This is a genomic window from Bacillus sp. N1(2025), assembly GCF_053470005.1.
Genome location: NZ_JBLTJB010000010.1, coordinates 109142 through 124854, shown reverse-complemented (window position 1 = coordinate 124854; position 15713 = coordinate 109142). Strand labels below are relative to the sequence as shown.

The 15713-nt window shown below is 46.5% G+C and carries 11 protein-coding genes, 1 tRNA gene and 1 other annotated feature; of the genes, 2 read left to right on the top strand and 10 right to left on the bottom strand.

Annotated features, from left to right (window positions below; genetic code table 11):
- The 4 genes from ACNFN4_RS18610 to ACNFN4_RS18595 form a co-directional block, all read right to left on the bottom strand.
- The coding region (locus ACNFN4_RS18610; protein WP_448200382.1) for a non-ribosomal peptide synthetase at nucleotides 1–3207 on the bottom strand (3207 nt) is incomplete at its 3' end.
- A gap of 479 nt (nucleotides 3208–3686) precedes the next feature.
- The gene (gene dacB, locus ACNFN4_RS18605; protein WP_448200381.1) at nucleotides 3687–5162 is read right to left on the bottom strand and encodes a D-alanyl-D-alanine carboxypeptidase/D-alanyl-D-alanine endopeptidase; all 1476 of its coding nucleotides are present in this window, start codon (nucleotides 5160–5162) and stop codon (nucleotides 3687–3689) included.
- An 18-nt stretch (nucleotides 5163–5180) separates the two neighbouring features.
- Nucleotides 5181–6149, bottom strand: coding sequence for an aldose 1-epimerase (locus ACNFN4_RS18600; RefSeq protein WP_109567371.1), 969 nt, complete (start codon nucleotides 6147–6149; stop codon nucleotides 5181–5183).
- Between the two features lie 114 nt (nucleotides 6150–6263).
- Nucleotides 6264–7652, bottom strand: coding sequence for an MATE family efflux transporter (locus ACNFN4_RS18595; RefSeq protein ID WP_014418076.1), 1389 nt, complete (start codon nucleotides 7650–7652; stop codon nucleotides 6264–6266).
- A 228-nt stretch (nucleotides 7653–7880) separates the two neighbouring features.
- Between ACNFN4_RS18595 and ACNFN4_RS18590 the strand changes: the two genes are divergently transcribed.
- A complete protein-coding gene (locus ACNFN4_RS18590) occupies nucleotides 7881–8423 on the top strand; it encodes an IseA DL-endopeptidase inhibitor family protein (RefSeq protein ID WP_014418077.1) in 543 nt (180 codons plus the stop codon).
- A gap of 145 nt (nucleotides 8424–8568) precedes the next feature.
- On the opposite strand, the gene ACNFN4_RS18585 is transcribed toward ACNFN4_RS18590, so the two are convergent.
- The 3 genes from ACNFN4_RS18585 to ACNFN4_RS18575 form a co-directional block, all read right to left on the bottom strand.
- Nucleotides 8569–8641: transfer RNA gene (locus ACNFN4_RS18585), tRNA-Arg, on the bottom strand.
- Between the two features lie 42 nt (nucleotides 8642–8683).
- Nucleotides 8684–9229: a site-specific integrase gene (locus ACNFN4_RS18580; protein WP_003153850.1), complete on the bottom strand. Its 546-nt coding sequence runs from the start codon at nucleotides 9227–9229 to the stop codon at nucleotides 8684–8686.
- 315 nt (nucleotides 9230–9544) lie between these two features.
- The gene (locus ACNFN4_RS18575) at nucleotides 9545–9775 is read right to left on the bottom strand and encodes an excisionase family DNA-binding protein (protein WP_003153848.1); all 231 of its coding nucleotides are present in this window, start codon (nucleotides 9773–9775) and stop codon (nucleotides 9545–9547) included.
- A gap of 243 nt (nucleotides 9776–10018) precedes the next feature.
- On the opposite strand from ACNFN4_RS18575, the gene ggt reads away from it, so the two are divergent.
- Nucleotides 10019–11794 carry a gamma-glutamyltransferase gene (gene ggt, locus ACNFN4_RS18570; protein ID WP_224443250.1) on the top strand — a complete coding sequence of 592 codons (1776 nt, stop codon included), beginning with the start codon at nucleotides 10019–10021 and terminating at the stop codon, nucleotides 11792–11794.
- Between the two features lie 46 nt (nucleotides 11795–11840).
- Here the strand turns inward: ggt and ACNFN4_RS18565 are convergent, their stop codons facing one another.
- The 3 genes from ACNFN4_RS18565 to thrS form a co-directional block, all read right to left on the bottom strand.
- Entirely contained in the window at nucleotides 11841–13016 is a 1176-nt protein-coding gene (locus ACNFN4_RS18565) for an MFS transporter (protein ID WP_448200380.1), read from the bottom strand.
- A gap of 143 nt (nucleotides 13017–13159) precedes the next feature.
- Nucleotides 13160–13462 (bottom strand): ArsR/SmtB family transcription factor, encoded by a 303-nt coding sequence (locus tag ACNFN4_RS18560; RefSeq protein ID WP_007407355.1) that lies wholly within the window; start codon nucleotides 13460–13462, stop codon nucleotides 13160–13162.
- A gap of 31 nt (nucleotides 13463–13493) precedes the next feature.
- Nucleotides 13494–15428 (bottom strand): threonine--tRNA ligase, encoded by a 1935-nt coding sequence (gene thrS / locus ACNFN4_RS18555; protein ID WP_014418080.1) that lies wholly within the window; start codon nucleotides 15426–15428, stop codon nucleotides 13494–13496.
- Between the two features lie 52 nt (nucleotides 15429–15480).
- Nucleotides 15481–15706, bottom strand: a binding site (T-box leader).
- Nucleotides 15707–15713 lie beyond the last annotated feature (7 nt).

Genomic DNA, 15713 nt, shown 5'->3' with positions numbered 1-15713 from the left:
TTGGAGCACATACATCCGTTTCTGCGCCGAAGACACCGGGTAGGTGTCCTGTTTTTGCGCAGGCTGAATCGCTTCATACGGGCTCTCTTCCAAGTCCTGAATAACCGAAGCGAGCTCTTCCACCGTCGGCCGGGCGAAGATGTCCTGTAACGGCACCTGAACACCGAATTCTTTGGCGATGCGGGAGACGAGAGCCGTCGCTTTTAACGAATGGCCGCCCCGCTCAAAAAAGTGATCCCGGATGCCGACGGGGCCGTTTTTCAGCACCTCTTCCCAGAGGGCGCAAAGCTTCATTTCCGTGACGTTCCGCGGGGCGGTGTACGCCCGTCTGTCTGCCGCTCCGCCGGGAGCCGGCAGTGCGCGGCGGTCAAGCTTTCCGCTCGGCGTGACCGGCCATTCGCTCATCTCTATAAACTGAGCCGGCATCATGTAGGCCGGAAGGCGTGTCGCAAGCTCCGCCCGCACGTCATCGCTTTCCCGTCCTTCGATATAAGCGTAAAGCGCGGTTTCGCCGTGTTCGGTCCGGGCGGTGACTGCCGCCTCACGAATGCCGTCGATGCGCCGGATCGCCGCTTCGATTTCCCCCGGTTCAATCCGGTAGCCTCGGACTTTCACTTGTCCGTCTGAACGGCCGAGCCATTCGACAAGGCCGTCTTCTGTCCAGCGTGCGATATCGCCCGTCTGATACATGCGCTCGCCCGGATAAAACGGATCATCGAGAAAACGCTCCTCCGTCAGCTCAGGCCGGTTCAGATAGCCCCGGGCCACCCCTGTCCCTGCGATGTACAGCTCTCCTGCCACACCCGCAGGCTGGATGGTTCCTCCGCTATCTAATACATACAGACGGGCACCAGGAACGGGTTTTCCGATCGGAAGCCTTGTCCGTCCGCTGTCCCGTTTTCGGTCACAGACGTAAAACGCCGCATCAACCGTCGCTTCCGTCGGCCCGTAGCCGTGAATGAGCACGGTCTCCGGCAGAAGATCGGCAAACCGGGCAGCCGTAAGCGGGGAAAGGGCTTCCCCTCCGGCAAACACGCGTGTCAGTGTTCTGCCGAGGCGTGTTCTTGTTTCTGCAGGCTCCGTTTCCAGCGCGTCTAAAAAGCTGTTGACCATCGCCGGAATAAAATGCGCGGTCGTCACCTTTTCAGAAGAAAAAGCTTCAATCATCCGCACAGGATCTTTCTCCCATCCGGCAGGAAGCAGATACACGGAGGCGCCGGACATCGTCCACCAAAACAATTGCCAGATGGAGGCGTCGAAAGAAAAGGATGATTTCAGCACGATAATATCCTCTTCCGTTAACGGAAACTGCCCTTGCATCCCTGATAAAAAGGCGGCGGCCTGACGGTGTTCAACAGCTACTCCCTTCGGTGTTCCCGTCGAACCGGACGTATAAATGATATAAGCGAGCGAATCGGCATCCGCTTCTTCAGAGACAGCCCCTGTCTCCGTCTCACTTGTCAGAGAAGAAAGAGACACCTCTAGCGTTTCGCCGGAAAAACCGGAAAGGGATAACCCCGGCTGTGCAAGCAGGAGACAGGCGCCGCAGTCATTGAGCATATAGCGCAGCCTGTCCTCAGGATACTCCGGGTCAAGCGGCACATAGGCGCCGCCCGCTTTTAACACGGCAAGCACTGAAACCACCATCTCCGGCGAGCGTTCGGCGAGCACGCCGACCATGCTTTCTTTGCGGATGCCTTTTTGGCGGAGCCGAACAGCGAGCCTGTCTGTGTACTGATCGAGCTCAGCGTACGTCAGCATGCCGCCCGGAAAACGGAGCGCCGGGCGATGCGGCGAAAGCGCGGCGCGGCGGGTGAACAGTCCGTGAAGCGTCGGAGCCGGCGGTTCAACCGCTTCTGTACGGTTAAACGCAGTTAACACCCGTTTCTTTTCATTTTCATCCGCCATATCAATATGCCGAATCAGCTGGTTTGGATTTCTAACGGCATTTTCAACGATCGTCAGCAAATGAGTTTGAATTCGTTTAATCGATGTTTTAGTAAATAAAGCGGATTGATAATCAAAATTCAGCTCAATCAATCCCGTATCTGTCCGCTCCTTAATTAAAATGGACAGCTCATTTGCCGTATGTCCGCTGAAAAACATCGCCGTTTCATAATCGAAACCTTCTGCCTGACGCCACGCGAGAGGCTGGTATTGCATCGAAATCCCGATGATATTTTGCAGGTCGTGATGAGTCTGCCTTAATTCATTCACAAAAAGATTGTAAGGATATTTCTGGTGCCGCATAACAGACAGCTGCTCTTTTCCTACGCTGCGGACAAAGGACAGGAACTCCGCATCAGGATCTGCCGTCATTCTGATCGGCAGTGTGCTGACGAACATGCCGAGCATATCCTTTTCGAGCCTGGAGCCCCGGTTTCCGTAATAAGTGCCGATGGCAATATCCTTTTTAGCCGTCAGACGGCTGATGCATATGTATAACGAAGCCATAAACAGAGAGATGATGCTGAGATTATTTTCTTTGCAAAAACGCCGGATAGATTGTTCTAAGGAGTGAGAAAGAGTGATTGTATCTCTGGAAGCCGCAGTGCTTTGTCTAAGATGAGAGGTTCGTTCCGCCAGTGAAAGGTGTTCCGGAACGGTTCGGTATGTTTCAGTCCAAAATGAACGGTCTTTTTGAAAACGGGAAGACTGTAAGTATTGCTGTTCTTTTTCCATGTAGCTGAGATAGGAAGGCCTGTGATGTTCAGCTAAATCCTCGCCCCGCATGATCTTTTGGTAGATATCAATGAGCTGGTTGCCGAGCAGGTTGAGCGAGATGCCGTCCATGATAATATGGTGAAATTTTGAATAAAGCCAAACTTCTTCGTCTGACATGACAAGCAGAGTAAATTGATACAGAGGTGAATGAAACAGCTTGAACGGAACACGGGTCTGTGTGTCAATCCATGCGTCCCGCTCTGCCTGATCAGTATGAGTAAAATCAACAGTCTCTAGAGAAATCGGCCGATGCCCCGCCAGATACAGCTGGGGTTCTGATCCGTCCCCTTCTGTCAGTTGAAACCTGAGCGAATCATTTTGCGAGATAGAAAAATCTAAAGCATGGCGCAGTACGTCAAAATCGATGTCCCCCCTGAATTTGACGCATGCCGCGAGATTGCAGATACTTGTGCCCGGTTCGAGCAGCTCCGTAAACCAGACTCTTCTTTGGGCGTGAGTTAAAGAATAAACAGTGTTCTTCAATGGAATCCCTCCGCTTCAATTTAAGAGGATAAGAAAGTGAAATAATTACAATTAAATTTCGACAGCATATGACTAAATCATCCATATAAGCATTATTTTAAAACATATTTTAGAAATCACAATAAAAAATTAAATTTTCTCTAACATTTTTTAGAATATAGTATATATTCCTCACTTCATTTCTTCATTTCTATAATCTTTATACCATGTAAAACGGTATGTATGCACACTATAAACTGGTTCTTAAACACTATAATAAGGAATAAAATGTATAATTAATTGCGCTTTTAAAAAGGTTTTGCCTCCTTAAAAGAAGTTTTACGTTAAAAAATGAAAAATCGGTGAACAAGTAAGAAAGTATCATGTAAAAAAAAGGAAGGATATTGCCGATATTACTTTTTGAAAAGATTGATTCATAATCGCAATATAATGTTTTACAGACATCAAAAAAGCCGAATCCTCTAAGGATTCGGCCCTTCTTATTGATTTGCCAGCACGACTGCGATTTTGTCTTCAATGTCTTTTCCGTCATCTTCGTCAAGCAGCCCGTTTTGAAGCACGGAAAAAATAAGCGTATCTCCTGTTTTTGTGTCTGCATAGCCGGCAATCGAACTGACTGATGTTAGTGACCCGGTTTTCGCTTTAATTTTGCCCTCCGCCGGGGTGCCCTTCAGCCGATTCCGAAGGGTTCCTCCCGTCATTCTGTCACTTGCGCCGGCGACAGGGAGCGACCGAAGGAAAGACGGGTACCACTTTTCTTTCTGAACCGCATACAAAAGCTCTCCGATTTGGCCGGCGGATACGCCGTTAACATGAGAAACGCCGGATCCGTCTCTTGCAATCAATTCATCAGGATTCAGCCCGAACGATTTAAGCTCCGATTTCATCACGTCCAAGCCCTTTTCCCAGCTGCCCTCCCCTTTTTTCACTTTTCCCATTTCCTTGATCAGAATTTCGGCGTGCCCGTTGTTGCTCAGTTTCATAAACGGAATCAATAATTCTGAAAGAGGCATGGATGTCCGTGATGTGACAAGCTGGGTGCGGTGCGGCATTCGCCCTGTTCTGATTTTTCCTTTTACAGTTATACCCTGTTTAGTAAGCGCTTGTTTCCATAAATCTAAAGCATAGGACGACGGATTCCACACTGCCGCCCATTCTCTTGCCTGTGCCGAGCCGGCAGGTATGATTCCCTTTATCGTAATCACATTGCCACCGTGCTCCCGTTCAACCGTCAATTCCTTCTTTTCATCAGAAGCGACGGTTTTCACTTCGTTTTTCACACGAACGATGTCCGTATGGGGAGAAATTGAAATGCGCGGCTTTTTACCAGGCTGTTTCGCCGGGCTGATTTCCGCAATCACCGTTCCGGTATCATAATCCTCATTTGGTGAAGCGGTAAGTGCTGATACTTGCGCTCCATAATATTGGCCTTCATCGCTCCACGGAAGATCAACTGAATACCTGGTATCGTCATACCACGAGTCATCCCCGACCAGATCTCCTTTAATGACATGGATGCCCCTGGCTTTGACCTGTTTAGCCATCTTCTCAAAATCAGAAACCAATAGGGTCGGATCGCCTTTTCCCCTGAGATAAAGGTTTCCGCGCAGCTGTTTTCCTTTCACGGCGCCGTCTGCCCGTACTTCTGTCTTAAAGGTGTAATCTTCTCCGAGAACGGAAAGCGCCGCAGATGCCGTCAGCAGCTTCATCAGTGATGCAGGCCTCAGCCGCATATCTTCCCGGCTGCCGAACAGCACCTCCCCTGTTTTTGCTGACCGGACACTGACGCCCGCTGAAGCCCCCTTTAAAGCAGGTTCTTCATCCAGAATGTGTTCCAGCTCTTTTTGCAGAGTATTTTTTTGTTCAGCCGCCTTAGCCGCATCATCAATATAAGGAACTGCGGCAATGATCAAAAGCAGAATCACCGCGCTCAAGCGTTTCACATATATTTTCAATGTTATCCCGCCTCTTTCCTATTCTTCGTCATGCAAAATGGTGATCCTGGATGACGCAGCCGCTTCTTCGCCCGGTTTCAGAATCTGAAGCCCTGTCAGTGATGCAGGCTGATTCAGATTAAATGCATCTGTAACGGAAGTATAAGGCTCAAGACTGACAAACCCCTGCTTTCCGTCACCGTTATATACCACCCAATGCTTGAAAGACGTGTCTGCCTGATACAAAACGGATAATTTCTCATCCGGATGATAAATAACAGCTTCGTTATTGCCGCCGTTCCGTCCGGAAGAAAGAAAAACATCGTCAAACTGTTTATTTTTCAAAGACATCCCATGACGGAACGCTTCTTTATCAGGCACATCCAATAAACGGCCCGTCGGCACGAAACGTTCATTTAATTCCCACATGCGGTCAGCCGTCAGAAAAAGACGGGATCGCTCTTCATTGAAAACAAATGTGGAATGATAGCCGAGCCCCCAAGGAAAAGCCTCCGTTCCCTTGTTGGTAATGAGCGCCCGCTGCGTAAACACATTGTCTTTTAATGTATAGGTCATCCGGACAATGACATCGTGCGGAAATTGTTTATGAACACGGGGAATCTTTGAAAGATCAATTTCTGTTTCGACTGTCATTCCATCCCCCTCTTCTTTCGCTGCCGCCGCTTTCCAATGCTGATTGTGAAGAAAGCCGTGAATATGATTATGTTTATCCTCTTCGTTTATCTCGAATTGATACGCGCGGCCGTCAAAACGAAACGTCCCGTCCGTAATCCGGTTCGGCGGGAATAAAACGGGAATGCCGTACAGCATCGGTTTTGCGCGGAATTGCTCCGCAGTTTCCGGTTCTCTCAGAAGCCGCATACCGGTTCTTTTATCCCGAAGCGATATGACATTTGATCCCCACTCCGGCACAATGATGCATTCAGCCTGATCAGTCTCCGCTTTTATGGCTGAAGCCCCTAAATAAGTCGTATGTTCAATCGTCATAAGCACCTGCCCTTTCCTTGTTTTCTAGCATGTATAGGAATTCCATTTTCTAAACTCATTTTCCTGCTCTAAAAAAACATCGCCCGTATGAACTGAGCGATGTGCGGTAAAACCTTATTGAATCAGCCGGGTAATCTGTTTTTTCTTCCATACAAACCGGTAATATCCGTATTGCAGCAGCAGGCTGACGACAAAAGCCGCCGGATAACCGACCCAAATGCCGAGAATGCCGAGATTCGTATAATGAGAAAGAATAAAGGCCACAGGCACTTCAATTCCCCAAATCGCAAAAATGCTGATAATCGTCGGCCATAGCACCGTACCGCTCGCCCGCATCGTCGCTGAAACGATCTGAGCGTGACCGAAAATCAAATAGCTCCAAAGGGTAATCATAATCAGATTGCGGGCAATGTGGAGTGTATCCTGATCTGTTAAAAACAAAGCCAGTATCTGCCGGGAGAAGGTGTAAATCAGCAGGATCAACACCCCGCCGATCAAATAATTCAGGCCGATGCCGACTTTGATGACCTGTTTCAGCCGGCCGAATTGATTGGCGCCAATGGATTGGGCGGCAAAAATTGAAACGGCGATACCGAGGCTTACCGCCGGCATCTGCACATAACTCGCCACTTGGTTGACGACCCCGTAAGCAGCCGTCGCGTTTGATCCGTAATGATTGACAAATGAAATGACCGCAATTTCAGAAAGTGACACGAGAATCATATTGATGCTCGACGGAATACCGAGACGGAGTAAAAGCGCGAGCAGCTTTTTGTCCATTTTAAGAGAACGGAGCGCAGTCCGGTCAAATGCCAATGGATGTTTTCTTTTCCGTAAATAAACCATGAGTACGATAAATGTTACGATGTTTGAAATCACGGTTGCATACGCCGAACCGTAAATGCCGAACTTCGGAAGTCCGAAAAGCCCGAGAATCAATAAGGGCAAGAGCCCGATGTTTATGACTGTACTGACGATTAACGTATAAAACGGGGTCTTTGAATCTCCCGTTCCGCGTAAAAATGTCGTATACGCAAAATATAAAAACATCAGCGGCATTGCGCAAAACAAAATGCGCGCATATCGGACACTGACATCTATTACGTTTTCCGGCGTTCCCATCAGCCGCAGAATATCAAGCGTAAACACACTGCCGACAACTGCCAGGACAACACCGAGCATAAAGGTAAAAGTCAGTGTAGTGCCGACAATCGCCTTCATCCTCTCTTCGTTTTTCGCGCCGTAAGCCTGCCCGATCAGAATGGAACTTCCCGAACCGATTCCGATCGTAAAGGAGATCAGCAGAAAAAACAGCGGAAAAAAAGACGATACAGCGGCAAGCGCATCGACTCCGAGCCACCTTCCGACAAATACCATTCCGACCAATTGGCCGACAGATTGCAATACATTGCTTAAAAGCAGCGGCACTAAAAACAGTGACATCGATCGCCAGACTGACTGGCCGCGGCCTTCCGCTGTTTCTAAATGATCTTGTACTTCCATATGTAGGACTCCTTTTTTGATTTTCTTCCATTTTATTATTCAGCAGACAGCTTGTAAAAACCTTTTGTTCAATGAAACTCTTTATCTTTTTCTCACGTCTTACATGGAAATAAACCATAAAAATAAAAAGTCCGGAAAATATTTTTGAAAAGGTATTGTAATCTTACCGTAATTATTGTAACATTTGTAACATAAGAGAAAGAGATTGATTGAAGGAGAGATTATATCATGAAAAAATGGCTATTATTCCTCACTACTATTACATTGATTCTGTCATTGGGCACTGCGGCGACTGCAAAAAATGCACCTAATGACCTTACACAAAAACAAGCACTTCAGCTGGCCCTGTCAGCGAGAGAACATTTCTGGAATACAATGAGCGGCGGTGCGCTTAAATCAAACGCAAATTGCACATCTGAACCGTTTGAATATCAAAATCTGCAATATGTATTTATGTGCAAAGACCTCGGAACAAAAGCGAAAGCCGTAAAATATCTGACACCCGCTTTTACAAAGCAAGCGATTGACAAAGGGCTCAAAGATTACCACTTCACTGTAAAAGACGGCAAATTGGCTGTTCCGGTCGGCGACGGAGATAACCTCCTGAATTGGAAAAAAGCAAAAATGACCCTTCTTTCTAAAAAAGGAAGCGTCCAAACATACCGCTTCACTGTACCGACTCTTGACGGTTCTCCGTCAGCAAAACGCGATGTAACATTCGTAAAAGAAAACAACGTTTGGAAAGTCAATCAATTTGATGCTGTCATATAAGAAAAAGCCCGCTTGCTTACAGCGGGCTTTTTTCACATCATTTCCACCAGGTTCTCACAAAATATTCAACTCAAAACCCCCTTGTATAACAAGGGGGTTTCTGTTTTACCGGCATTATTAAGCTGCGCCTATCTCATACAAAAAACGCTCTAGGAGAGATTCGAACTCCCGACCTGCAGTTTAGGAAACTGCTGCACTATCCGCTGTGCTACTAGAGCCTGCTTCTATTATAGTAACGCTGGCGGCCGTTTTTTTCAAGTCTACAGCCCTCCGAACACCTTATAGGCGGCTCTCGTCGTATCTTCATCTATTCCGATATAACGCATTGTAATAGACGGAGAAGAATGATTCAAAATCCTCTGCAGTTCAGCAATGTCTTTTGTCCTCTGATAAAAATGATACCCGAACGTCTTTCTAAGCGTATGCGTCCCAATTTCCTCCAACCCGCAAGCGGCAGCCGCTTCCTTTAATATTCTGTATGCCTGAATCCGGGATATGGGCTTATTCGTCCGTTTTGATTTAAACAAATAGTCATCCTCTTTCATGTCTTTTGTATAAGCGTATATGTCGGCCTTTAAAGACTCCAGTATCAGAATTTTTCTTTTCTTTCTCGTTTTGCTTTCGGTTGCCCACACATGGTCTTTGTTCCTTACATCCCTCACGCGAAGCGGCAGAACATCTGAAATCCGCAGTGCGCTGTTCATGCCGAAAATAAATAAAAAATAATCACGATCACTTTTTTTCATTAAATACTGTTTGACTTCCTGGATCTTCTCCAAACTTCGGATCGGCTGTACGATATGCATCAAAAAACCCCTTATAATTGGTAAAGTAACATATTGAGCATTATGTTACTATTATAGCCGAAACCCGTTGAATGATAAAGGGTAAAGAGTCTTATGTAACATAATATACATAGTGTTACATAAGGTGAATCAGATACGCAGTTTCAACAAACCCCTCAAAAACATCATTTTCAGCCCGGTGACAAGCTTTTAAACAAATAGAGACTCAAGGCATTAAAAAATGAAAACAACGGCCTTAAAATGAAATCTGAGCATCCGTTTTTTTGTGAGCAACCGAAAAAAATGCAAAAAAAAGACACAATATGAAATTGTGTCCTAGTCTTCATCTTTTACATCAATGTCTTCAGGAAGCGGCTCATTTAAAAACTCTTGAATCATTTCCTTGTATTTTTCCAACTGCTCGAGATGGGTTTGAAATTGTTCCTTGTTGATTAAATATTGCTGTCCGTCATGGACGGCCCTTATTTTATTCGTCAAAACAAGATTGTGCACATATTCTTCAGGAAGACTGGTAAACTCAGCTGTCTCTTTGATCGTTAAATACATGGCTCACGTTCCTTTCATATGTCATGTGAGTGAATTCTGTTTTGTTTATTGTAGCTTATTTTTTGTCTTTATGCTTGTTTCACAGCTTTTTCAGTCCGGTTTCCCATTTAGCCTATTTGCGACTGATTACATTCACACAGAAACCCCAACTTTTTGCACACCGGACTATTCCGTTTGTCACTTGTGAAAACAGCACATTTTACTTACTCTATAATTGTAAGCGGAAAACAAAGGAGGCAGACTATGAAAAAGAAAAAGTTTATGAATCTCTGTTTTATCGTTCTGCTCAGTACTTTGCTCGCGGCCGGAAGCATCCCTTATCACGCTCAGGCTAAGAAACACCCGTTTTCCTATGACGACTACAAACAGGTAGATGTCGGCAAAGACGGCATGGTTGCCACCGCCCATCCTCTCGCTTCACAAATCGGTGCCGACGTGCTGAAAAAAGGCGGCAATGCAATTGACGCCGCGGTTGCCATTCAATTCGCATTAAACGTAACTGAACCTATGATGTCTGGAATCGGCGGCGGCGGATTTATGATGGTTTATGATGCGAAGACGAAAGACACCACCATTATCGACAGCAGGGAACGCGCACCGGCAGGCGCAACACCGGATATGTTCCTTGACGAAAACGGCAAAGCCATTCCTTTCTCCGAACGCGTTACGAAAGGGACTGCAGTCGGTGTTCCGGGAACATTAAAAGGACTTGAAAAAGCGCTAGACAAATGGGGCACACGCTCCATGAAACAACTCATCACCCCTTCCATTAAACTTGCCTCAAAAGGCTTTCCGATCGATTCGGTTTTAGCTGATGCCATCTCAGATTATAAAGACAAATTATCACACACTGCTGCAAAAGACGTGTTTCTTCCGGACGGAGAACCTCTGAAAGAAGGAGACACACTCATCCAAAAAGACTTAGCCAAAACATTTACAGCTATTAAGTACAAAGGCACAAAAGCATTCTATGACGGTGCATTCTCCAAAAAGCTTGCAGAAACAGTGCAGGAATTCGGCGGCTCAATGACAGAAAAAGACATTAAAAACTTCAATGTGACGATCGACGAACCGATCTGGGGAGATTACCAGGGCTATCATATCGCAACTGCTCCTCCTCCAAGCTCGGGCGGTGTTTTCCTGTTGCAAATGCTGAACCTCCTGAATGATTTTAAGCTTTCTCAATATGATATCCGTTCTTGGCAAAAATATCAGCTTCTCGCAGAAACGATGCATTTGGCTTATGCTGACCGCGCCGCATTTGCCGGGGACCCAGAATTCGTCAACGTCCCTCTCAAAGGTCTCTTGAATCCAGATTATATCAATGCCCGCAGACAGCTGATAGATATTGATAAAGTCAATAAAAAACCGAAAGCCGGCGATCCTTGGGCCTATCAGGAAGGTTCTGCAAACTATAAACAAGTGGAGCAGCCGACTGACAAACAGGAAGGTCAAACGACTCACTTCACGGTAACCGACCGCTTCGGCAATGTCGTATCTTATACGACAACAATTGAACAGCTGTTCGGTTCCGGCATTATGGTTCCCGGATACGGCGTTGTGCTGAATAATGAGTTAACAGACTTCGATGCGGTGCCTGGCGGCGCAAATGAAGTGCAGCCGAATAAACGTCCGCTCAGCAGCATGACTCCGACTATTTTATTCAAAAATAACGAACCTGTCCTGACTGTCGGCTCCCCCGGCGGAGCAACGATTATTTCTTCCGTCCTGCAAACGATCCTGAACAAAGTTGAGTACGGCATGGATCTGAAAGCGGCAGTCGAAGAGCCGAGAATTTACACAAACAGCATGACATCCTATCGATATGAAAAAGGAGTGCCGGAAGAAGCCCGCACAAAACTGAACGAAATGGGGCATAAATTCGGCAGCAGCCCGGTTGATATCGGTAATGTGCAAAGCATCCTGATCGACCGTGAAAACGGCACCTTCACCGGAGTTGCCGACTCAAGCCGAAACGGAGCCGCAATCGGCGTAAACTTGAAAAATTATAAAAAATAACAAGACAAAAAGCCTCGTTTCTCAAGCTGAGAAATGAGGCTTTTGTTTATTCTGCACTGTATTCAGATGAGGTTTTTTCAGACGTTAATGATACAAGCGAAAGCACGCCGCACATCGCGATGACAACACCCGCTGATCCGATCCATGTCACTGACGCAAGAGACAGATGAGTGACAACAATGCCCCCGATGCCCGCCCCGGCTGCCATAGCCAGCTGCATCACAGACTGGTTGAGGCCAAGTAATACACCCGATGATTCAGGCTCCATCGTTGCCAAATGATACTGCTGAGCAGGCCCGGATGACCAGGCTGCGAAGGACCAAAATATAAGCACTGCCGCCGCTCCGAAAGCAGAATGTGTGACAAACGGCAATAACATGAGCATGATAGCATGAAGCGCCATTCCGCCGGTTAATGTCATACGCGCCCCCCATTTGTCTGCGCTGAAACCGCCTGCTTTAGAACCGGCAAGACTTGCAACACCGAAAATAAGCAGCAATGTACTCAGTATTCCGCTTCCGATATGAGTAACGTTCAGTAAATACGGAGAAAGGTACGTATACGCAACCGAATAGCCTCCGAGCCAAAAAAACGTAATGGCCAGCCCGACAGCCACCTTTCGTTTCTTCAAAAGAGAAAATTGCTGAATGAGCGGCACCGGTTTATCTCCTTTTATCTCAGGCAACGCGAAACGTATAATAAGCATGGCAATGATTCCGATTGCCGCAATTCCGGCGAAAACCACCTTCCAGCCAAAAGCTTCAGACACGGTTCTTCCGATCGGAACACCGATAATGAGCGCCGCCGTAAACCCCATAATGACGGTCGCGAGAGAACTTGCCTGTTTTCCCGGGGGAGCGATTTTTGCTGCGATCGTAAGCGCGGTGACCACCACGGTTCCTGCTCCAAGCGCCATGATCACCCGCGCTCCCGCAAATAAGCCGAATCCCTGCACAAGGAAAGAAATGATATTTCCGATTACAAACAATCCAAGAGCATAGATCATGAGCTTCCTTCTGTCCAGTTTTGCTGTAAGGGCCATCATGACAGGCGTTCCGATTGCATAAACAAGTGAAAAAATCGTAATCAGCTGCCCTGCCGCTGCCACAGTAACTCCCAAGGAACCTGCAATTTTATCAAGCATCCCGGATATCACATATTCAGACGTCCCCACTAAAAAACTGATAATTGCCAAAATGTAAATCTTCCAGGTATTTTGCACCTGACACACTCCTTCATTGATGTTTTATATAAAGATATATTGTGATATATCGATATAAAAGGTTGAACAAACAGAAACAAATCGCAATATGTCGATGTGTAGCCGGAAAAAGAAACTGAATCCCTCTTCTAAAGGATTCAGCCCTACATTTCGCGCTGAAAATAATCGGCCATCGCCTTTATCGCTTCTTCATCTCTTTTATAATAGGTGTATTTGCCAATCCGTTTTGTTTGGATAAGGCCCGCCCGCTGAAGAATGGAAAGATATTGAGACGCCGTTGACTGTGTCATCTGAAGCTTATCGGTGATCTGGCTGACACATACTCCGATCTCATTCATATCAATGCCATCATGCGGGGCGAAGTGACGGTCCGGCTCTTTCAGCCATTGTAAAATCTCAAGCCGTGACTCATTAGACAACGCTTTAAAAACATCAATAGGTTTCATACGCTTTATTATATCGTGATTTTACGATATGTCAATGTAGTTTTTCTTCAATCTCTATTTTTTGTTTTGCCTCTCTTATGATCCGGGACATAAAATCACTCACATTCTCTTCAAATGTGTCTTCCCGCCCGTATTGCCGTACATGTACAGATTGATGGCGGCACTCTTGATCTCCCACAACAGCAATATACGGTATTTTTTTCATTTGTGCTTCTCTGATTTTATAGCCGAGTTTTTCATCGCGCTGATCGAGCTCAGCCCGGATACCCGCTTTCTTCATTTGCAGGTGCACCTGTTCTGCGCAGTCCCGGTGTGCGGTGTTTGATACTGGGATGATTTTTGCCTGTACCGGTGCAAGCCATAAAGGGAACGCTCCCCCGAAATGTTCTGTAATGATTCCGAGAAATCTGTCGAGAGATCCGAATACCGCTCGGTGGATGACAACAGGACGGACTTTTTGGTTTTTTTCATCAATATATGTTAAATCAAATTTCTCCGGCATTTGAAAATCCAGTTGGACAGTGGCGCATTGATGGCTCCGGTTCAGCGCATCTTTTATATGAATATCAATTTTCGGTCCGTAAAATGCGCCATCTCCCCGATTAAACCGAAAACGATATCCCTGTTCTTTTAATACTTTTTCTAATGCGCTCTCAGCCCTGTCCCACAAGCGTTCGCTTCCCATGTAATCTTCCGGTCTTGTTGACAGCTCAATATCATAGGAAAAACCAAATGCGGTGTACACCTCGTGAATCAGCTGCAGTGCCGAAGCGATCTCACTCTCGATCTGATCCTGCGTTACAAAAATGTGTGCGTCATCTTGGCAAAAAGATCTGACGCGGAGCAGGCCATTAAGCGCCCCGCTGAATTCGTGACGGTGCACCTGACCGAACTCAGCCATCCGAATCGGAAGATCACGATAAGAACGAAGCTTTTCTTTAAATATGAGCATGTGGCCGGGGCAGTTCATCGGCTTTAACGCGAAGCGCTGATGATCGGCTTCTGAGAAATACATATTCTCTTTATAATGATCCCAGTGGCCGGATTGCTCCCAAAGACGCTGGTTCATCATCATAGGGGTACGCACTTCCTGATAATGATAGGCATCCTGCTTTGAACGCAGAAATGATTCAAGCGTGTTTCGGATAAACTGACCGTTCGGCAGATAAAAAGGCATACCCGGCGCCTCTTCCGAAAACATAAAAAGTTGTAACTCCGCTCCCAATTTCCGATGATTTCTCATCTCCGCCTCTTTCAACAGCTGAAAATGTCTGTTCAGCTCCTTTTCTGAGGAAAATGCTTTCCCATAGATGCGCTGGAGCATTTTTTGGTTGCTGTCGCCGCGCCAATAAGCCCCTGATACATGAGTGAGCGAAAAAGCTTTTATCTGTCCGGCAGACGCCAAGTGCGGACCCCGGCATAAATCAATGAATTCGCTCTGGCGGTATATACTGATTGTATCAGTCTGCGGAATACCCGCTAAGAGCTCAAGCTTCAGCGGTTCATGAGCAAACAGCTGCTCTGCCTCTTCTCTGGGGATTTCTTCTCTGATAATTTCCGGATTTTCCGAAATGATTCGGTTCATCTCTTTTTCAATGACGGCCAGGTCTTTTTCAGTAATCGTTTCATCCATATCAAAGTCATAATAAAAGCCATTGTCAATAACGGGTCCGATCCCTAAACAAACCTTCGGATACAGACGTTTTACCGCTTGCGCCAATACGTGTGCTGCTGTGTGTCTCATCACTTCCAGTCCTGCTTCAGACTGAAAACTGCACAGTTCAATCGCCGCATCCTTATGAATGCTTCTTCTAAGGTCATATAACGATCCGTTTACCTTTCCGGCGGCAGACGCCTTTTTCAGACTCGGACTGATTGATTGAGCGATCTCTTCTAACGTAACGCCTTTCCGGTATTTTTTTTGTTTTCCATCAGGAAAAGTAATCACAATGTGTGGCTTCTTCACGGTCTGATCTCTCCTTTATTTTTAATAAAATAAAAAACACACTCATCCCAAAGAAAGGGACGAGTGTGTGTCAGACCCGCGGTTCCACCCAAATTCCCGCCACTTTAAGTGACGGCTCATTTTTGCCGTAACGCGGCTATACGGTATCGGCTGCTTTCGTTCACCGATACAGCTCAAAAGGCGGTAAGCTCATTCTTCGTGCCGGGAAGGTCTCAGCCGCGCCTCCCCTCTCTGTATGGCCGGTTAAAATGTCTCATGTCCTTTATCATTGCCATTTTTCTTATA